At 43.4% G+C, this 20,118-nt stretch carries 22 protein-coding genes; 6 read left to right on the top strand and 16 right to left on the bottom strand.

The window, feature by feature from the left end; all coding sequences use genetic code 11:
- Positions 1 to 385 precede the first annotated feature (385 nt).
- The 3 genes from NSQ55_RS10600 to NSQ55_RS10590 all read left to right on the top strand — a co-directional run bounded on the left by NSQ55_RS10600 (position 386) and on the right by NSQ55_RS10590 (position 4,371).
- A complete protein-coding gene (locus NSQ55_RS10600; RefSeq protein WP_076129985.1) occupies positions 386 to 2,131 on the top strand; it encodes an SNF2-related protein in 1,746 nt (581 codons plus the stop codon).
- Positions 2,128 to 3,192 (top strand): YqhG family protein, encoded by a 1,065-nt coding sequence (locus tag NSQ55_RS10595; protein ID WP_280752731.1) that lies wholly within the window; start codon positions 2,128 to 2,130, stop codon positions 3,190 to 3,192. Before NSQ55_RS10600 ends, NSQ55_RS10595 begins: the two co-directional genes overlap by 4 nt.
- Positions 3,193 to 3,348: 156 nt before the next feature.
- On the top strand, positions 3,349 to 4,371 hold the full coding sequence (locus tag NSQ55_RS10590) for a hypothetical protein (RefSeq protein ID WP_076186466.1): 1,023 nt from the start codon (positions 3,349 to 3,351) through the stop codon (positions 4,369 to 4,371).
- A gap of 68 nt (positions 4,372 to 4,439) precedes the next feature.
- Here the strand turns inward: NSQ55_RS10590 and NSQ55_RS10585 are convergent, their stop codons facing one another.
- The gene (locus NSQ55_RS10585; protein ID WP_036689445.1) at positions 4,440 to 4,628 is read right to left on the bottom strand and encodes a YqzE family protein; all 189 of its coding nucleotides are present in this window, start codon (positions 4,626 to 4,628) and stop codon (positions 4,440 to 4,442) included.
- Between the two features lie 183 nt (positions 4,629 to 4,811).
- On the opposite strand from NSQ55_RS10585, the gene NSQ55_RS10580 reads away from it, so the two are divergent.
- On the top strand, positions 4,812 to 5,564 hold the full coding sequence (locus tag NSQ55_RS10580; protein ID WP_248549233.1) for an N-acetylmuramoyl-L-alanine amidase: 753 nt from the start codon (positions 4,812 to 4,814) through the stop codon (positions 5,562 to 5,564).
- Here NSQ55_RS10580 and NSQ55_RS10575 read toward each other — a convergent pair.
- The 3 genes from NSQ55_RS10575 to NSQ55_RS10565 all read right to left on the bottom strand — a co-directional run bounded on the left by NSQ55_RS10575 (position 5,551) and on the right by NSQ55_RS10565 (position 8,429).
- The gene (locus NSQ55_RS10575) at positions 5,551 to 6,411 is read right to left on the bottom strand and encodes a divergent polysaccharide deacetylase family protein (protein ID WP_339173083.1); all 861 of its coding nucleotides are present in this window, start codon (positions 6,409 to 6,411) and stop codon (positions 5,551 to 5,553) included. The genes NSQ55_RS10580 and NSQ55_RS10575 overlap by 14 nt on opposite strands.
- Before the next feature lie 105 nt (positions 6,412 to 6,516).
- Positions 6,517 to 7,602: a glycerol dehydrogenase gene (locus NSQ55_RS10570; RefSeq protein WP_339173080.1), complete on the bottom strand. Its 1,086-nt coding sequence runs from the start codon at positions 7,600 to 7,602 to the stop codon at positions 6,517 to 6,519.
- Between the two features lie 83 nt (positions 7,603 to 7,685).
- A complete protein-coding gene (locus tag NSQ55_RS10565) occupies positions 7,686 to 8,429 on the bottom strand; it encodes an SDR family oxidoreductase (RefSeq protein ID WP_076301191.1) in 744 nt (247 codons plus the stop codon).
- Positions 8,430 to 8,497: 68 nt separating this feature from the next.
- On the opposite strand from NSQ55_RS10565, the gene NSQ55_RS10560 reads away from it, so the two are divergent.
- Positions 8,498 to 9,262 carry a hypothetical protein gene (locus tag NSQ55_RS10560; RefSeq protein ID WP_339173075.1) on the top strand — a complete coding sequence of 255 codons (765 nt, stop codon included), beginning with the start codon at positions 8,498 to 8,500 and terminating at the stop codon, positions 9,260 to 9,262.
- A gap of 7 nt (positions 9,263 to 9,269) precedes the next feature.
- Here the strand turns inward: NSQ55_RS10560 and NSQ55_RS10555 are convergent, their stop codons facing one another.
- From NSQ55_RS10555 to NSQ55_RS10505, 11 genes are all read right to left on the bottom strand, one after another.
- Positions 9,270 to 9,860, bottom strand: coding sequence for a TetR family transcriptional regulator (locus NSQ55_RS10555; RefSeq protein WP_076186459.1), 591 nt, complete (start codon positions 9,858 to 9,860; stop codon positions 9,270 to 9,272).
- 465 nt (positions 9,861 to 10,325) lie between these two features.
- Positions 10,326 to 11,255 carry an alpha/beta hydrolase gene (locus tag NSQ55_RS10550; protein ID WP_339173070.1) on the bottom strand — a complete coding sequence of 310 codons (930 nt, stop codon included), beginning with the start codon at positions 11,253 to 11,255 and terminating at the stop codon, positions 10,326 to 10,328.
- Between the two features lie 68 nt (positions 11,256 to 11,323).
- Positions 11,324 to 11,731 (bottom strand): MerR family transcriptional regulator, encoded by a 408-nt coding sequence (locus tag NSQ55_RS10545; protein ID WP_051491619.1) that lies wholly within the window; start codon positions 11,729 to 11,731, stop codon positions 11,324 to 11,326.
- 185 nt (positions 11,732 to 11,916) lie between these two features.
- Entirely contained in the window at positions 11,917 to 12,342 is a 426-nt protein-coding gene (locus NSQ55_RS10540) for a DinB family protein (RefSeq protein WP_339173066.1), read from the bottom strand.
- Positions 12,343 to 12,345: 3 nt separating this feature from the next.
- Complete coding sequence (locus tag NSQ55_RS10535; RefSeq protein WP_076280563.1) at positions 12,346 to 12,873, bottom strand: pyridoxamine 5'-phosphate oxidase family protein; 528 nt, start codon at positions 12,871 to 12,873, stop codon at positions 12,346 to 12,348.
- 44 nt (positions 12,874 to 12,917) lie between these two features.
- Positions 12,918 to 13,697 (bottom strand): ABC transporter ATP-binding protein, encoded by a 780-nt coding sequence (locus tag NSQ55_RS10530; RefSeq protein ID WP_339173062.1) that lies wholly within the window; start codon positions 13,695 to 13,697, stop codon positions 12,918 to 12,920.
- A 1-nt stretch (position 13,698) separates the two neighbouring features.
- Positions 13,699 to 14,688, bottom strand: coding sequence for an iron ABC transporter permease (locus tag NSQ55_RS10525; RefSeq protein ID WP_051491618.1), 990 nt, complete (start codon positions 14,686 to 14,688; stop codon positions 13,699 to 13,701).
- Between the two features lie 16 nt (positions 14,689 to 14,704).
- Complete coding sequence (locus NSQ55_RS10520; RefSeq protein WP_081394070.1) at positions 14,705 to 15,742, bottom strand: ABC transporter substrate-binding protein; 1,038 nt, start codon at positions 15,740 to 15,742, stop codon at positions 14,705 to 14,707.
- A gap of 232 nt (positions 15,743 to 15,974) precedes the next feature.
- Entirely contained in the window at positions 15,975 to 16,526 is a 552-nt protein-coding gene (locus NSQ55_RS10515) for a GNAT family N-acetyltransferase (protein WP_339173058.1), read from the bottom strand.
- Positions 16,527 to 16,551: 25 nt separating this feature from the next.
- The gene (locus NSQ55_RS10510) at positions 16,552 to 17,253 is read right to left on the bottom strand and encodes a hypothetical protein (protein ID WP_076129972.1); all 702 of its coding nucleotides are present in this window, start codon (positions 17,251 to 17,253) and stop codon (positions 16,552 to 16,554) included.
- Positions 17,254 to 17,449: 196 nt separating this feature from the next.
- Positions 17,450 to 17,821 (bottom strand): hypothetical protein, encoded by a 372-nt coding sequence (locus NSQ55_RS10505; protein WP_076129971.1) that lies wholly within the window; start codon positions 17,819 to 17,821, stop codon positions 17,450 to 17,452.
- Between the two features lie 166 nt (positions 17,822 to 17,987).
- Between NSQ55_RS10505 and NSQ55_RS10500 the strand changes: the two genes are divergently transcribed.
- Positions 17,988 to 19,235, top strand: a complete 1,248-nt coding sequence (locus tag NSQ55_RS10500) for a S8 family peptidase (protein ID WP_339173055.1) — start codon at positions 17,988 to 17,990, stop codon at positions 19,233 to 19,235.
- Here NSQ55_RS10500 and NSQ55_RS10495 read toward each other — a convergent pair.
- Positions 19,227 to 20,036, bottom strand: a complete 810-nt coding sequence (locus NSQ55_RS10495) for a class I SAM-dependent methyltransferase (protein ID WP_339173052.1) — start codon at positions 20,034 to 20,036, stop codon at positions 19,227 to 19,229. The two genes, NSQ55_RS10500 and NSQ55_RS10495, sit on opposite strands and share 9 nt — an antisense overlap.
- Positions 20,037 to 20,118: the final 82 nt, after the last annotated feature.

Raw genomic sequence — 20,118 nt, 5'->3', positions numbered from 1 at the left:
TGTAGTAGATATTAGTTTCCGGTCCAAGGTATGGGCCCACAACAAAAACCCCCTTACCATCCTCCACTGCTTAACAGGTGTATGTAGGAAGCTCATCTTGTCAATAACAAATACCAGCTAAGCACTCTATAAAAAATACATTTTCAAGCTTTTGTCACAATATATTGTGTGCGTCAGCTTTTAAACTATACCACATATTGTATCGAAGGTCTTATTCGAAAATAGAGTCAAGTTGCCGGATTATCGCAAACGTTGCTGCTTTTTCTCGCTCTTGCTCTCTTTTTTAAAGGCTATCGTGAAAAATAAGAGGTTATGAATTCTCTCGTTTACGAGCATACTACTCTTACGAATGGTGATATAAATCCGAGCTTGAGGAGGCTGCATTATGACGCAATTATTCCGTAATTCTCTACCCCAGCAAGGGGGAACACCCGCGCCAATACTGCCTGTTCCTCTTTCTTTTGACCGGAATTGGTTGCAAGATCTGGAGCTCAAATTGGAAAAGGGCGGCCCATGGGGAGACTACCGTTTATCTAAGCTTGCCGTACAAGGAGAGGAAACAGGTCTAGTAACGAGCTTCGATGAGCTGCAATGTATGAAGCATTTATCCGGCTTGTCCCCACTTCCCCATCAGCTGGATACAGCGCATAAGGTTCTGTTCGAAATGTCAGGCCGCGCGATTCTTGCAGATGAGGTTGGACTGGGCAAGACCATCGAAGCAGGACTGGTGCTCAAAGAATATCTGGTACGCGGTCTTGTCTCCAAAGTGCTTATTCTCGTACCTGCTTCTCTAGTATTGCAATGGGTTCGTGAGCTGAATGCGAAATTTGGCATCACTGCTGTCGCTCAGAAAAAAGCCTATTCTTGGGGCAACGCCATAGTCGTCGCATCGATGGATACCGCCAAACGAGATCCTCATAAGGAAATCTTGCTGGAAAATGAATACGATATGTTGATCATTGATGAAGCTCACAAGCTGAAGAATAAAAAATCGACCAATTATCTATTTGTACAGCAATTACGCAAAAAATATTGCCTGCTGCTCACCGCGACTCCCGTTCAGAATGATCTGGGCGAACTCTTTAATCTGATCACTATACTGAAGCCGGGGCAACTTGGAAATCAGGGCGATTTTGCCTCGAATTTCGTGGTTGATAAACGCCAGCCCAAGAATGAAGGTCAACTGCGGGACGAGCTTTCGAAGGTCATGATCCGCAATCGCCGTGGTGAAGGTCCAGTTAATTTCACGAAACGAAAAGTCCGTAATATCCCCTTAGTTCTCTCCCAAGAAGAGAAAGATTTGTATAACAGTGTTACTTCCTTTGTCAAAGACCAGTATCAGGAATCCGGCGGCAATCTTAGCAGTATGCTTTCTCTGGTAACCCTTCAACGTGAGGTGTGCAGCAGCCGGGATGCCGTCTTTATCACTTTAGTTAATTTGATCAAAAAGCTGCCTGCGGATTCCCCAAAAAGAGACCGGATGATGGAGCTGCTACAGACCCTCCGTACCGTTAAAACAAACACTAAAGCTGAAACAACCTTAGCCCTCATTCAAGAAATGAATGAAAAGGTCATCGTTTTCACGGAATATCGAGCAACTCAAGAGTATTTACTACAGTATTTCCGTGAACATGGGCTGATGTGTGTCTCTTATTCCGGCGGAATGAACCGTGGAAAAAAAGATTGGATGATGGATCTTTTCCGCGGCCGCGCTCAAGTTATGATTGCAACGGAAGCCGGTGGTGAAGGAATTAACCTGCAATTTTGCCACCATATGATCAACTTTGACCTGCCCTGGAATCCCATGCGCGTGGAACAACGTATCGGCCGTGTCCACCGGTTAGGGCAAGAAAATGACGTAGTGATCTACAACTTGTCTACGCAAGGCACGATTGAAGAACATATCCTGCATCTGCTGCATGAAAAAATCAATATGTTTGAAATGGTGATTGGCGGGCTGGATGTAATCCTGGAACGTTTTGAAAAGAAGGAATCACTGGAGAAAAGTTTATACAAAATCATGCTCGAATCCCGCTCCGACGAAGAATTGCGGCATGAGCTGGACCATATTGGTGAATCCCTCAGTGAGTTGACACAGGGTATTAAAAAAGAAAGTGGGACTGCGACATGACCCTCACCGCACAGGAAGTACGCAAGCATGTGATGGACTATCTTGAAGCTACTGAATGCTCCATCATTGAGGCTTCGCCCCTTCACGTAACTGTGAAATTATCACCTAGAGCTGACAAAATGCTTACCGACCGGCCGTATTATTGGGGATTCGTGGAGCGCACAGGTGTAGATCCTGAGACCCTTTCTTTCACCTTTGTTTTTGATCCGGAAAAATACGACAGTCAAGCTGAAGTAGAGGTTCCCCCCATTGCAAATCGTAGTGCTGGCATTTTGAATCAAGTTGTCACCGGAAGCCTAACTACAGGTGTAACAAACGATGCAGAGGCCAGCACTGACTTACTCGAATCCGCCTCCCCGGGCTCAGAAGCAGTGAATGCTCCATCTACTGACCCGGAGGAAAGTATCCTAGCCCGCTACTTCGGCATTGTGCCGGCACTCCCACGAATTGGGCCAGGAATGATCCGCAGAGAGGATATTATTTACGGAAGCAAGCGATTGCAACAGATTTGGAACGCCGCTCGGGACGAAGGGAAATGCCTTTACTTATTTGAGGACCCGGGCAGCAGGCAGCGAAACACGCTGTTCTCTGCCGCTTACGAGCCATGGCTTAGTGTCTGCTATAAAGTGGAGATGAGCTGCGATTTGAAACGTGAAGAACTCCATTATCTTGGCATCTCCCTAACAAAGGGAACTATCATTGATGACTTTAATGCAAAAGTTTCCACAAAAGAGATGATGCCACGCTTACCGGAAAATGTGCATATCCAGCCTTATGAAATGACAGTAGCAGCCGCTACCGACTTATTGGAAACTCATCTTACCGCTCAGTTAGCCGAACTGGACTACACTTGGGCAGAACAGGCACGTGAGCGGCTAAGGGTTGAACTGGACATCATTGATGTCTATTATGGAGAGCTGCTGAAGGAGCCTGACGAAGAAAAACGCCTAGCGACTCAAGAGCAGTATAATCGGCGTCGACAAGAGACCATTTGGCAATATGAGCCGCAAATCGCAGTTTCTGCGGTGACCTATGGACTGTTTCATCTGCGGAGCCTATAGAATGCGACCCTACTCGCTAAAAGCAGGCAAAAAAACAAGAGAACTTCCGCCTTCCGGCGCGACAGCAAGCAACAGCCTTTTTATAGCTTGTCCTCTACAATAAAAAGGAAGCTTTTACTTTCTGATATTTCATAACAAAGAAAGGTGAACGACGCCATGAAAATAAGTGTACGGCGGAGGCTGCTTCTTGCAGGTCAAAGCTGCTTCCTCCTGCTTCTATGCATCGGACTCATCGCAACGAGCTCCGGTTCCTCTTCTGCGCTTGCCGCTTCCAGAGTAAGTGTAGTTGATTCAGTCACACAGGATTTGATACCTGTACTGCAGATGGATATCTTACCTTCACCCGGTACGGTCCAAGAATTTGCCAAGAGTACACTGAACAAGCTCGCAGCAGAAGCTCCATTTACAGCCTGGAAGGACGCAGGAATAGAATATTATCCTCTGGGTCCAGGTACTCATAGCTGGCTTGTCAACGTTATGAAAGGTGAACAGCGGATCGGCTACATGATCATTTCCGCTACGGATCAAGGTGGTTATATGCTTAGCGAATATGGAGCTGGCACTTACGGACTCCCCTATAGTTTATTAGAACTGCGCCAATTTTTGGTGCAGGAAGGACTTATACCTTCATCTTATACAGGAAAAATAAAACTCACAGCCTTATATGCACCACTTCTACCCGTATGGAAAATCGTCATTGACGATAAGACAATATTTATCAATGCTTCCGTGCCGCAAGTTTTACCGTGGACGCTAAGTAAAGCGGAAGAAGTGCTTAAAGGACAGCAGACAGAAACGGATGTAATCACTAACCTAACTACTGATTTGTCTCCGCTTTCGGTATATCAAAGCGGGGGAACAGATGATCCTTATAAAGATATCATGTGGTTGACCTCCCCAAAACTGCTTGCTGTAGACGGTGACAATATCGCCGCACTGATTCGTCCCAAGGAAAGTATTGCTTATCAAGCCGCTGGCCGAAATGATATCGTAGGGGCGCCTTTTATGATTACAGGTTATCAAAACTGGTTGCCTGCTTCGAATAAAACACAAGCAATAAACAACATGCCTACCGTTTATGCAGCATCAGGGCCAGAAGGAAGACGGTATTTGCCACTCACTGCCTTGCAGGCTATAGGAACACTGCACAAGCTGCCCGACAGAAATATCTATAACTAAACATAACAAATAACCTTCCGCTGCCACCCTCGACAAGGCACTGGAAGGTTATTTGTTATTTGTGAAATTCAATCCTTATCACTGTGGCTCCATTTGCTTCGCCAAATCGACCAACCAAGCGGAAGCATACCGAACCATTTCTGTGACCACGGCTGCTTTGTAGCCGCTCTACGAGCATGAATGGCACGCGGATCCTCGATATAAACAACTACCTTCTCAGTGATATACTTTACAAGCTCATCGCCGCCGGAAGCCATTTGTAACACCTCCTACATTGTAAGTGAATTAAGATAGCCAGCGTCGTTCCATGCTCTTAGTGTGCACCACCGAGCATATCTCTAAACTCTTGTCTCGAATTGTTCGAATAGGTTTACCTATTAAAGCACAATCTAACAAAGAATCTAGGGCACGAGGTTATTCACATGCAAGGAGGAGTTCATTTGAACAATGGGAGAAATAAAGCTTATTCCAAGACAGCAGCTGCAATATGTAGCTTGCGTATTACTTTAACCACAGTTGGACTTCTAATGCTGTTTATGGGGAGTGCATATGCTTCTGCAACTCCATCCAAACCCGTAGTGAATGATGAACGTCAGCATCTCTTAAGCCACGGTCACCGTATGATCTTAATTGACGCAGGACATGGGGGGATCGACGGAGGAACTTCCTACGGGAACATTCTTGAAAAGGATATTACATTAGATATCTCACGCCGATTATTTCTGCTGCTGCGCAGCGATGGATTTGACGTTGCCTTAAATCGTAATGGAGATTACGCCCCAAGCGATGAGAACCGCTGGCTGCGCAGTAAATCCCGGCATCTGCGCGACCTTGCCCAGCGTAAAGAGCTGGCTGAGACATTACCAGCTACTGTAGTCGTCAGCATCCATGTTAACTGGGCACCTTCACCATCCAAGCATGGTCCGCTTGTATTATATCGCCAAGAAGGGCGCAGCTTTATCCTCGCCCAGACCATTCAGCAACAATTAAACAGTCTCTATAATATCCAGGCAGAGACAAGACCGGGTAAACCTTTTTATTTACTCAACAAAATAACCGCCACAACCGTAATTGTTGAGGCGGGTTTTGTAAGCAGTCCGACAGATCGCGAAAAGCTGTGCACCCCTAAAGGGCAACAAGAAATTGCTGAAGCAATTGCTGGCGGCATAGTAGCTTATCTTATGGAAGTGTAGGATTGGAGTTCCATTTCATTTCGTTTTTAACGAGATCAGATATGCCTATAAATTCAACATCACCTTTTATTTGCTCAACACCGCTGCGGATGCCTGCGGCGGTTTCTTTTCCATATACACCAACATGACCAATGGTTACGCAGAATCGTTGATCCTTCGCCAGATTATTTACTAGACCCATTTGTTTCAGCACATGATTAGCTGTGTGTGTATCATCCAAAAAGATATGGTTCTCTACGCGCGGCAGCCCCATTCGATAAGCCATATTGCCAGCAACAGAACGGTAGTTGGTCTTACTGTCCACAAAAAACAATCCCCGCTCTTTGCAGACGGCTAAAATCACACCCATAATCCGTTCGTCCCCGGTAATCTTAGAGCCCATATGGTTGTTTATACCGATAGCATAAGGCACATTATCGAGCGCGGCTTCCACCTTTTGACGCACTTCTTCATCAGACATCTTAGCCAGTATAGCTCCCGGTCCAAGCCATTTAGGATTACCCTGGCGGGGCTCCATTGGCAAATGAACCAGAACATCATCTCCGCGTTCATGCGCGCGTGTGGCGTCCTTCACAGATGTAGGCAAAAAGGGCATAACCGCCACAGTAAGCTTTATTGGCAGCGAAAACATTTCATCCGTCCCTTTCATGCCATTGCCGAAATCGTCAATAATAATTACGACCTTATTACGTTGAGATGTCTTCTCTTCACTTGGTGTGTTTGTAGGGTTGTCTCTGGACTCGGCAGCTGAAACAGACGGTGTCACGGGAACGATTAAAGTAACCATTAAAGCAGCAACAGCAATCCAAATTAGTAAAAAACGTTTGAACTTTCGACTATCCTTCATCAAGAGGAACGCCTCCTTCGTCTTAAACAATTGTTCTCATTGTTTGGTTCACGAAGGTTAAATATGTACGGGGAGGGTTCGCAATAATTTACAATCGGGCTTTTTCTATTGTCCCCGCGCGTCTGCGGCAAGAATTGCTTCCAGCACATCCACAGCTTGAACTTCAAAGGGCATATTCCAGATGGGGCTATCCTCAGAACAGCTAGCTTCCGCCACCATCATCAATGGATCAATATCCTTACTGGTAATTCCAAGATCGTTGAGAGTAACGGGAAGACCGATTTTTTTGCAGAAACCAATCACCTGATCAATCTCTTCATATGGTGCTTTCTCCAGTAAAAGCTGAACGATCGTAGCAAAAGCAACCTTTTCACCATGAAGAGTATTCCTGCATTCCTCATGCAGCGTCAATCCATTATGAATCGCATGCGCCGCAGCAAGTCCTCCACTTTCAAACCCAATGCCACTCAAGTAAATATTGGCTTCAATGATATGTTCCACCGCAGGAGAGGTGATGCCTTGCTTAACATCTTTTAATGCCGTTTCACCCTCTGCAAGAAGGGTATCCAGACAGGCACGAGCTAATGAAAGGGCTGCAATTGTGCTAGTCCCACCTGCGTGGGTAATAGCCCCAGATTCTCGACAAGCTTTTGCTTCGTAAAAAGTGGACAAAGCATCACCCATTCCAGCAACAAGCAATCTTGCAGGAGCTTTAGCAATGATATCGACGTCTACGATAACCAGATCGGGATTTCTTTTTAGTGGAAGATAACAGTCAAAGTCTCCCTCATCCGTATACAACACTGATAAAGCACTGCAAGGTGCATCCGTTGAAGCCACTGTGGGTACAATAACTACCGGGAGGTTACTCATGTGGCTTACTGCTTTTGCCGTATCTAAGGTCTTGCCGCCGCCAATCCCTATAATGACTTCCGCATCCTTCAAGCCAAGTGCTGCAACTATCTCATTAACCTGATTACGGCTACACTCGCCCTTGAATTCACACATCACTAGTGGCATTTCGTTCATTTCAAAACTGTATGTGATCTCTTTTTTGTACACAGAGAAAATATAAGGATCAATAATGGCATAAGCTCTTGTCGCTCCTAGCTGCAAACAATAATCTCCCAGCTTACGAATTTCACCATGTCCTTGTATATATTTAGTCGGTGAGCAGATGATCTGCGTCATGGTTTCACTCCTCCTTTTATTTACATTCATATTAGAAGGATTGACCACATTCAGCTATTAAAAAGATCCCTTTAACCACCAGCTTAAATAAATCCACCATTCACACGGATCGTCTGACCTGTAACCCACTGTGATTCTTTGCTGGCTAAGAACAACACAATGCTTGAGATATCCTCAGGCTCGCCTAAACGTCCAAAGGAATTCATATTCCCCACGGTCGCAATCTCTTCCGCCGATTTCCCTACGGTAAATAACTCCGTATTCACAGGTCCAGGTGAAACAGCATTGATAGTGATTCCTTTTCGTCCAAATTCTTTGGCCAGCTGACGAGTGATTTGTTCCACTGCTCCCTTAGTTCCTGCATAGACGCTGTAGGTCGGGAACATTTGACCCGTAACGGAAGTTGAAAAATTGATAATCCGTCCGTTATCATTCATATATTTAGCTGCTTGCTGGCAAGCAAAAAAGGTGCCTTTTACATTTATCGCAAACTGCTTGTCGAAATCTTCTTCCGTCATATTTAGTATCGGCTTCGTAATCATAATCCCGGCGTTATTGACGAGAATGTCGAGTTGTCCATAGGCTTCTAGTGTGGTTTGGAATAATTGTTCAAGTTCTGCCACCTGGCTGATGTCTGCCCGAATAGCGACGGCCTCTCCACCCTTTTGTTTAATACCGGTTACGACTTCCTCGGCTTTGCCGGGGTTACTCGAATAGTTAACGACCACCTTCGCACCCTGTTGTGCCAAGTTCTCCGCAATCTCCCGGCCCATGCCTCTCGATGCACCTGTTACTAATGCTACTTTTCCAGCTAAATTCTGGTTCATAATTACTCCTCCTATTGCTTTGGCCTTCTTGTTGGTCTGATTATAAATCGATCGATTACAAATTACAAGTGACATTTTTTAATATTTGTCATTTAAAAATTGGTTTTGCACACGGGATTTATACCGTTCATTTACTGCAAGTCGCTCCATTCAGACTAATCTACGGGATTTATACCGTTCATTCGCCGCTAGTCGCTCAATTCAATCATATCTACGGGATTTATACCGTTCATTCGCTACAAGTCGCTCAATTCAGACTAAACTGCGGGATTTATACCGTTCATTCGCCGCTAGTCGCTCGATTCAATCAAATCTACGGGATTTATACCGTTCATTCGCTACAAGTCGCTCAATTCAGACTAAACTGCGGGATTTATACCGTTCATTCGCCGCTAGTCGCTCAATTCAATCATATCTACGGGATTTATACCGTTCATCTGCTAGCAAATCGCTTAATTCAATCAAATCTACGGGATTTATACCGTTCATTCGCCGCTAGTTGCTCGATTCAGCCTAATCTACGGGATTTATACCGCTCATTCGCCGCTAGTCGCTTAATTCTGACCAATCAACGGGATTTATACCGTTCATTTGCCCCTAGTTGCTCAATTCAGACTAATCTGCGGGATTTATACCGTTCATTTACTGCTAGTCCCTCGATTCAGCCTAATCTACGGGATTTATACCGTTCATCTGCTGCAAGTCGCTTAATTCTGACCAATCAACGGGATTTATACCGTTCATTTGCCCCTAGTTGCTCAATTCAGACTAATCAACGGGATTTATACCTCTTTAAGACACAAAAAAACCTCCTGAATATCAGAAGGTTTTAAGTAGATGTTACAAAGAAATCCCGGAAATAATCAAATCCCAAACGGAGGCGAAATCCTGATCAATCGTAGCCGACTGCCACTCTATAGCATGTGCTGGATGATGATACCGCGAAGTAGCATTAAAAATTGCTCTAGCCGTTACCACTGGTTCAACCACTCTATACTCTTTGGATTGTATGCCTTTTTCAATAATGCCTGCGATTTGCCCAATTAATTGATCTACGTGTAGGGTAATCATATCCACCGCTTCTAAAGTTACAGCTGCGTACATAGCAAACATTTCGGCATCATCCACAGCATAGGTGCGTTTACTACGAATCAGCGTGTCCATCCATAATCGGAGCTGCTCTTTGGCATTCCCATCAAAATGCTCTGAAATATTCTTTAAAGGCTCTGAAATATTATACTGCAACCATCTTTCGGTTACGGCTTCTCGCAAAGCAGATTTACTGGAAAAATGTCTATACAACGTACCATGACTTACTTTAAGCACCTTCGCTACATCTACAACAGAAGTCTTGTCCGGGCCAAAACGCCGGAGCACTTGTTCAGCCGCGTCCAAAATGTTTTCTTTTGATAATGGAAGATCATTCGACATATGTATTCCCCTCGCTTTCCCCTCGCTCTATCTCTGGTGGTAATTATCATAGCATATTATGTCCAAAAACGAACTGACAATATTACCACTTTGTCATTCGTTAAATCATTATCAGTATATACTCGCACCCAATTATTAAACTTAGGTCCCAGTTTAGTATCTTATTTTCCGTAGCCCCCGTACTACATGAATTCGGACTGAGGAGCCCTTATTTTCAAAAATCACCGTAATTCGCCATGCTATCGGACTCCAATGCGGCTATTCACCCAAATCCCCACCTTTTCGGCATTCTAATGTGCTAATAAGAGCTATGCAGTCCGAAAAGTTAGCCAATCACGCTAAATTGAGCAAATAGCTGCAATACGGTCCGTTACGATGAAGAAGCCCAACATCTAGCAATCCACCTTCTGCTAACCTACGATTTCACCAAAAAACCTCCTTGATCTCTCAAGAAGGCGGGGAATATCAGCTGCTTTTTTGCTCAATCCGATCTAGTCTCGTTCTAACAAACTTACCGACATTCGCAATCGCTTGCTGCGCCTCTGGCAGCATATAAGCTAAAAAGTGAAAGACACTCCACATGTTCTCCCATATTTCCAGTTCTACATGAACATCCGCAGCCTGTGCTCGTTCAGCCAACCTCGTTGCATCGCTTAACAATACCTCGTGGTCACCTACTTGAACAAGTAAATCAGGTAATCCCTGCAAATCCAACCTTAAAGGAGATAATATAGGAGCTAGTTCTGTCCGAGCACCTAGATAAAATTCAATTATTCGGTTATTTCCTTTTAAGCTGCCTGTTGGATCAAACTCCGCTCGGCTCAGATACGATTCACCATCCAAATGGACGAGATCTGTATGCGGCGAGATTAAAAAAGCACCCGCCGGCAGTTCTCCACCCGCATCCCGTAAAGTAATCAACGTCATCAGCACAAGGCTGGCTCCAACAGAATCCCCTCCAAGCACGACATTCCCGGCAGAATATCCATTCGCGAGCAGCCACAGATAAGCGTCTATACAATCTTCGTTAGCAGCCGGATAAGTAAACTCTGGTGCCAAGCGATATTCAATGAATAGTATTTTCTTACCACTAGCTTTTGCAATTCGTGTAACCAGATCCCGATAAAATTCACAAGTCCCCGAAATAAAACCCCCACCGTGGAAATAAAGGATCACTTCATCAGCGGGTGAAGCAGATTTCACAGGAATAATCCACTCTCCGCTTAAGGTTCCAATCATGACCCGCTCGACGATAACATCAGTAGGACTGGGCATGTTTGCAGCTGTCGCGGCCATCTCCTGCCGTATTTGCCCGATAGACTTGCTATCCCATCGGTTGCTTTGTCGCAAATAATCTTTGATCGCTGCAAGCTGCTCTGTACTTGTCTTTTCCATCTCGTAAATCCCTCCTACAATTCTTTTCAACTCAGATTGTAAAGTCTGTAGGAGACTACAAGGTCAAGTTAAGAATCCATTTTTAGGATTTCGAGCGTGGACTGTACGCCTGGGTGTTTATCTGTGGCTAACAAATTTTTCCTCAAATCTGCGAGGGCTGTTAGTTTTATTTCCTGTTTTGCAATTTCGCCACGAACTCGATCCATTTTCTTATCCACAACAGTTACAAAATCATCAATACTAATGCCGCTGCTTTCAGATTTAGTGAGTGCCTTCTTGATTTCCTTTAAAGTGAAACCACACAGTTTAGCATTATGTATAAAAACAAGGCGGCTAAGCACCTCATCCGAATAAAGACGATAACCAGCTTCCGAACGTAAGGGAGTGCTAATTAATCCGAGCTCTTCATAATACCTTAACGTCTCCATATTCACATTCGCCATTTTGGCAATTTGGCCTCGCAAGTACTCTGTCATAATCAGCGCCCCCTTAGAATCCCCTACATTATACCAAATCCAGAGGCTGCAGAGGACATCAAAAGGACATCAAAGGGACATCAAAAGAACGTCAACAACTACCCAAACTCCCTTTTAAAAACTCCTATTCACGCACAAAAAAAACGACATTTCTGCCGTTTTCTCATCAATCATTTCCCAATTCACTATACTTCACTTCGAACTGCATTTTTCTGTATGAGCGAAATCTGTCCGGCATGAATGCCTGTATGATACATAAGTCTGCCTATCGCTTCAAGCGGTGTAGATGTGCCAAAAGCCGACTCCACACTCACATGCCACGCTTCTTCCGGAAGCTCCTGCATCGCAGCAGTTAGATTCTCATTGGAAACAGTCAGCAGATCAACGAGTTCACTTAATGTAGAATATGCCGCCTTGTCGCCTTGAGGATTAGGTCTTCCAAAAAACCACTCTGCGAACATAAACTCAACCTCCGCATTATGCTGAATTAATCCCCCAATCGTAGAGTTCCCTAGCTTAAGGTTAAGATCTTCTTCCGGCAAAGCCTTCACCATTTTATGAAATCGCGTTTGCACCGCTTGCCAGATTGGCAACACTGAAGTGAAAGTCATAGATTATTTGCTCCCTTGTACAGTGGCTTCTTCGTCTTTTTTCTTGTCGATCACCACATGGTTGAACAGGTTCGCATCTACGTCGATGTCAAAGGCCAAGCCAAAACCAACAACATAACGCCCTTGGACAGGGGTCAATTCAAACAATGAAAAATCCAATCCACGCAGCAAATTCACCATTGCCGCCCCATGATCAGCATTAAACAATTCAAAGATCTCCTCATACCCGTCATTCCCGATATTGCTTGATGTGCAATTCCACCGCACACGTTCCGTTGCAAATTTATTATTCGTCGCAGACTCATCTGCAATTAGAAGCGCATCTACAAAATCGTTATTTTCCATATATCTGTAATGCTCGGCGATCTTACTAATGTAGATATACAGCTTGCCTTCATGCTTAACAAAAGGAGCATAGCTGATAAAAGGTTTTCCTTCGTCATCAATCAAGCTCAAAATCAGATTTTTACGATTCGCAATAAATTGCAAATAGTTTTCTTTATTTTTTTCAACATCTACAGGCTTCTTCATTATAAAATCCCTCCATTAATAGGTTATGTAATCTAGCCACGAATCTAGCGAACGGTACTTAGCAAATGAATACGAGGTTTCGTCTCTGTAGGAACATATTGAACTTCGGCATCCATTCGGTATATATCCCGGATCATATCGGTTGTCATAACTTCATTTGGTGTCCCATACATCGCTTTTTCACCCGCCTGCACCACAACAATACTATCACTATAGGTAGAGGCTTGATTGAGGTCATGCAACACCATCACGACGGTCATCCCCATGTCTTGATTTAGCTCACGTACTAACTCAAGAACTTCATGCTGATGCGAAATATCCAAGTAAGTGGTCGGTTCGTCAAGCAACATAACCAAAGGACGCTGCGCCAAGGCCATAGCAATCCAAGCACGCTGTGATTCACCACCGGATAACGAGGAAACGGCTCGATCCTTATAATCCTTTAAATGTGTCTTCTCCAGTGCCCAGTCGACAATGTCCATATCCTTATGATTTAATTTTTCGAACCATTTTTTATGTGGATACCTTCCATAGGAGACGAGATCGATCACAGTCATATCATTAGGTGCTTGGTTCTTCTGGCTCAGCATACACATTTTTCGAGCGACTTGTTTGGCAGTCATAGACTTTAGATCCGTACCCTCGAGTGTGACCGCACCCGTATGATATGGAATTAGCCGTGATACCGCCTTAAGCAATGTAGATTTACCTGAGCCGTTTGGTCCTATAATCGAGACGATTTCACCCCTTTTTACGGAAAAAGAGAAGTTGTTAATAATGTTTTTCTGCTCATACCGAATCGAAATAGAATCGACAGTAAACATGTTAGAACGCCTTCTTTCTCATCAGGTATAGAAAATAAGGTCCACCGATCACCGCCATAAGGATACCCGCAGGAATATCTAAAGGTGCAAATAGGGTACGTCCACCTGTATCTGCTATCAACAATACCAATGCACCAAGTCCCATACTCATCGGCAAAAGAAATTTATAGTCTGAACCCACCAACAATCGAGCCATATGTGGCACAACAAGCCCTACAAAGCCAATCATCCCAATAGCCGCTACAGAGATAGCCGCTAGAAATACTGCCAGCAAGGAAAGTAGAATACGAATTCGGTCCACATTTTCACCTAAATTCGAAGCTACCTGATCCCCTAAACGTATAATATTCGCCTTGCGGATCGCGAAAAAGGATAAGATCCAGCCTGCTATGGCATACGGGAAAACCATCATCAAGGCATTGTTCCCTTTAGCAGCCAGACTGCCGTTTAACCATTGGACCGCTGCCGGAAGTCTGTCGCTGTACATGATGGTCAGGAGTCCTATTAATCCCCCGCAAAGAGCATTCACAGCAACTCCTGATAAAATAATAGTGATGGGCGAAATACCGGTTCTTCTCCACGCTAATGCATATACAATCCCTGCAGCAATTAGTCCACCCACAAAAGCCGCAATTGGAATGAACTCCGTATATTGTGGGGCTGCAAGCATAATGACAAGCACACATGCAGCCGCTCCACTCGTTACACCGGTCAATCCTGGATCAGCAAGTGGGTTGCCCATCACGGCTTGCAGAAGAGCACCCGAAACCGCGATATTTGCCCCAATGATCATCGCCAGTAATACACGCGGCAAACGAATATCCCATATGATGGTCGCATTCACCGCTTTTGCCGCTGAACCAAAGATCGTGCTTAGGATGTCTGGTATAGGAATGTATACTGAGCCTAGTCCAATCGCAATTATAGCGGCAACGAGCGCAAGTGCTAACGTTACAATAACAATAATTCTGCTACGAGATGTATTTATCACTTGCTGTCTCCTTTAATTATTCATAGAAGTATTTTGCAATTTCGGTTAAGGCTGTCTCCGCGTTAATAATCGAAGTGACACCGAATACGCTGTAATCTAGAATGTTGATTTTGTTATTTGCATAAGCCGAAAGCTTTGTCCAAGTTTCATTTTTCTCTATTTCTTTTTTGAACTTATCCTCAGTCGCTCCGTGATCGCCTGAAGCGAGTACGAGAATGATGTCTGGATCAGCGGCTACAATGTTCTCCATATTGATAGGTGAGTAAGTGTCAGTAACTTGCAATACAGAAGTTGCGATGTTATCAGCACCAAGCTTTTTAACCAAGCTACCTAAATAAGATTTCTCACTCATGACCATAAAGGAATCTGCGGTTCCGATTACTAGCAGCACGCTTGGCAGTTCTTTGCCTTCGGCTAATTGACTCAGCTCATTTTCTTTGTTCAAAATCTTTGTTAAAGCAGCATTCATTTCATCTTTTTTATTAAAATAAGTGCCTAATACTTTGAGACTAAGCTTTAGATCCTCGAATGATTCTGTTCTCAAATATGCTTTTTGTAGGTCGATTCCTTCTAGCGATTTGTCCAACGTGCTGCGAAGAGATTCCGCTCCCAGCAGCAAGTCCGGTTCGAGTTTGGTTACTACCTCCAGATCCGGCGCCATAGGTGATCCAATACGATCAATTGTTTCGAAATCAGCAGGGATTGGATTCGTTGAAGTTGGTACACCTACCGGTGTTATGCCGAGCAAATAAAGCATTTCTGTTAACGGTACAGAAGTTGTTACAATACGCTCCGGTACTGTGGCTGGGAATTGGCTTAACGCTTCGTTGAACAATACTTCATCTACACCATCATTCTCCAGACTGTACACCTTGCCGGCAGCTTCCGCTGTATTTGCTACTTCTGTTGTTTTTGCTGCATTTGCTTCTTTCGATTCATTAGCAGTTGTATTCGTTACCGCTTCATTTTTTGGATTGTCCGCTGTATTTGTAGACGAACATGCAGTCATTGCCGTAAGCGCTGCAATAACCAGTAGTACTAATATTTTTTTCAAAATCTATCCCTCCAAATATGTATATTTATACGTTTTATGTAGTGATAATGATTTTCATTTTCACTTATCGATTCCTATGATAATCGTTATCAATGAGAAGTGTCAAGAATTTTATTTTAATTTTAAATAAGAGGGAATTTCATTATTGTCCGTTGAAGCCAACTAGCATTTCTAATAAAAAAGCCACGCCCTATGGGCGTGACTTCAAATAGTGGTGTATGAAATCCAAGCGTTAGTCAGTAGCTCCCGTATTTAATATCCCATAATGAATAAGGTCTACAAACTCATTCTCTTTATAAATATGCTGTAACAAAACGCCTTCTTTCAGCATGCCAGATTTTTGCATAACCCGTCCCGAACCAGGATTTGAAGCAAAGAATCTGGCGTACACTTTGTGATAATGTTTTTCTGTAAAAGCAAAATTAATGACCGCTTTTGTTGCTTCTGTAGCATATCCATTACCCCAGTGTTCCTCGCCTATCCAATATCCAAGCTTGCCATTTCTGTGTGTCCGGTTATTTCTCAAACCTATAGCACCATACAGTTCGTTTGTATTTTTATCAGTAATAGCGAATTCATATGAATTATCATTATTGAACTCAACTTCATGTGTTTCAATCCATGATAATGCACAATCAATAGGGTATGGATAAGGTAGAGTTAATGTACTTTTGTAAACATTATAATTATTGCAGAGCTCACTGACACGCTGTGCATCAGACAATGCAAAAGGTCTTAAAATCAATCTTTCAGTAGTAATTGTTCTCTTCTCTGAATTGTACAATGGTGTCCCCCCGTTAAACTAATTATTATAAAACAAATACAAGCCAGATAAACAGAAAACTTGGCCACCACTGCTTGCCCGCTTTCACAAACAGCCAGCCAAATACCAAAGAAAAAGCAGTAATATACAAGCCGCTTTGCAGACCATGCGTCAAATGACCTAATCCCCAAGTCAGCATTAAACCTATTCCCCCATAAGGAAGAGAAGGATTCTTAAACCATACTTCTCCTGCACGCTGCATTAGCGCAACCAATAGTACAACTAGTACAGCTTCCACAATGTAATATATGTTTTGAACCAAGGCAACCCATATGCCCATAAAACCATGTTCTAACTTGAAGTTTTCATATTCCCTATAAATCTGTGGAATGCTCTCCCCATTAATCCAAAATTCCAACACAGCGAACAAAAAGCTTGATATAAAAGCTACAATTAACAAAGGAATGACCTTAGAGCTCCAACACAAAGATATAACCGGTCCAATCAACTTCCTCTTCCTGAACCAAAGTAGAAACATCATAGCTCCTACTGCCCACAATAGGGTAACTATGCTCCAATGAACAACTAGTACGTACCAAGGGCTGACAAAAAAGTCGTCTATATTAAACAAATCCCCCCATAACCATTGATCTAATCCCATGATGAACATATCCATTCCTAACATTAAAAATATAAGCAGTCCTAATAAAAAATATTGAATACCTGATATATTCCCTTTTTCTTTCACGAAACCTCTCACCCGCCTTATATATTGTCCATTTTTGTACTATATTCCCAAAATTATGATGCTGAAAGTATGGCATCCCCCCATTCTGTTTGTCTGTAACAAATCACTCACTTGAATCAAAGTTAGAAAAATAAAAAAACAGCATGCATCGATATAAAATCGACGCATGCTGTTTACTTGACCTGGCTTGTCCAAACTAGAATCTAGCCACAAAAAATTCGCGGTCTGCGGGAACGTTAAAACTTCTTATAGTAGCTCCACTCTCATCTCTCAAAGTGAGAAGATAAGGTACCGATGTTAAGGTACTAATTGTTGGAAATCTAACTACACCAAATTCGTCAAAATCAGCAGTAACTGTTGTAGTTCCAGCTCTCAATGAAGCTGTCCACCCCGTAGTATCTTTAGGTGTACCCGTTGCATTTGTACCAATAGCAACAACAATAAATCTATCCAGAGTCTGTCTAATTCTACGTTTTTTTCTTGTAGGAGCTGCTTTCGCTTTTTTAGCCGCGAGAACTTTGCTAGCCATAACTGCTTTCTTGTTAACTGGTTTTTTAATAATTGCCATTTACTTCACCACTTTCTTTTTAGGATACGTTAGTAAATGCAAGAATCGTAAGGTTTGACCTCTCTTTCACCTACAAATCTGAAAATGTGTTAAATCCTAGTTTCATAGTTTCGTGTCCACTAGCTCTGCAGTGCATATAATACCTTCAAGAGGTGATTCATTACTAATGAACGGTCAAAAATGGCTAGAGCAATATCATTCGAAAATACAACATTCCTTGAGAAAAAGAGTTCAACGTTCCTATCTTCCAGGGCATAAAGCGAATACCATTCCAGTTATCATTAAATTCAAACAAAAAATAACTACAGCCCAGCTACAGTCTTTACAAAAGCATTTAAAATCCCACGACCTTCCGATCAGACATCATCTTCACCTGCTCAATTCGATATCATCCAAAGTTTCAAAAAGCTGCTTGAACCGGATGTGCCGCTGGGATGGAATCGAGAAAATTTATTTGGATCAAGTCAAAAAAACATCCCTTAATATAGCCACACCATCCATTGGTTCTACAACCGCCCAAAAGAAAAAGGGGCTTACCGGAAAAGGCATCAACATTGCCATTCTTGATACAGGGGTGTATCGGCACCCTGACCTGTTTCGCCCTGTTAACCGTATAGTTGCTTTTAAAGATTTTATCAATCATAGAAAACAGCCCTATGACGATAACGGCCATGGAACTCATATCGCAGGGGATGCAGCAGGCAACGGATGGATGAGTAAAGGAAAATACAAAAGCCCTGCTCCAGAGGCAGGGATAGTAGGTGTCAAAGTACTAGATAAAAATGGCGATGGATATGACTCCACAATCATTAAAGGAATTGAATGGTGTATTGCGAATCGGAGAAGACTTAATCTTCGTATTCTTTCGATGTCGTTCGGGGGTAAGGTGAATCTTCCTTGTTCAGATGATCCACTCTGCCAAGCTGTAGAAAAAGCAATTAAAGCCGGACTTAACGTTGTAATAGCTGCTGGAAACAGCGGCCCGGGACGCAGTACGATCGAATCTCCAGGGATTAGTCCTTCAGCAATTACTGTCGGTGCAGTGGATGACCGTCGCACGCTCACACAAGCGGACGACCGAATTACTTGGTTCTCCAGTCGCGGACCCGCACCGGGAGGAAGGAAGAAACCAGATCTCGTTGCTCCAGGCGAGACGATCATCTCCCTTCGTGCTCCACGATCCAAGTTGGATCGCGAGCTTCCTTATTTGCGGATAGCTAAAGATTACTTTGTGCTGTCCGGTACCAGTGTCTCAACACCTATCGTCTCGGGTGTGATCGCGCAATTACTCCAGAAGAACCCTTCTCTTACGCCTAAGCAAGTAAAATCCATACTAAAAAAGAACACGTATCGCCTTAAACTAAGTCCTAACACAGCAGGATGCGGTGAGATCAATGCGCGGTTTTTATCGTAAATCCGCTTCTTTTTTAAAGGCAGTAATGACGGAAACCGACAAATCCTCTGTAAATACACCTGTAGGTTCTATTTCTAATAAAGCTGATTTCATATCATCTTCAAAACATTCTAAGTTATCTCTAAATAATCGCTTAGAAGCATAAGACGTAGAATACAAATTTCCTAGTATCGAATCAACAGTCCAAGTGATGGAATAACTCGGTAATACCCGTCTTTTAACGTCTTTAAAACTGGATCGCTTTACAACATCCTCATGTCTTTCTTGGGGATGTTTATATGTACTTTTTCCGGCTATTCTTTCGTCACCCAACCAGCGTTTCACTACTTCCTCTACCTTTTGTTGCCAAGGTAACGGTTCTTGTTGTTCATTAAAAGTATCAATTACAGCAATACCACCGTTATCATCTAAACTATGATAGAGAACTTCAAGTATGGATTCTCGGTCCATCCAGTGAAACGCCTTAGCCATCATGATGAGACGAAAGGAACCCCAGTCATTGAATAGTTCTTCCGCTCTCCCCTGTTGCCAGCTAACATTCTCAACCCTGTTGTACTGTGATAACAGCTTTGCTTCATCTAGCATCTCTAGTTCAGTATCTACGCCAATGATTTCTTCGAACCAATCCGTAAACCTTAGCGCTAACTGCCCAGTACCACAACCTAAGTCCAGCAACCGGCCCTCTCCGTGAAGTGAGAATTTGTCCACTAGATATCGAATCAGTGAGGACGGATATAGCGGGCGATATCTGGTGTAATAGCTTGCAGTATCTTTGAACAGATCCGGACCATAATCATTCATAGCTGAACTCCCCCTTCTTTTTTACCAAGGACAAAATCATAGCAGATATGTTGTGCAAATAAAAGGCTATCCAGAGCATTCT

The organism is Paenibacillus sp. FSL H7-0943 (genome assembly GCF_037963265.1).
In the GTDB taxonomy this organism is placed as follows: domain Bacteria; phylum Bacillota; class Bacilli; order Paenibacillales; family Paenibacillaceae; genus Paenibacillus_AQ; species Paenibacillus_AQ odorifer.
Note: the sequence above shows the minus strand (reverse complement) of the source record. Positions and strands in the feature narration are given on the sequence as shown.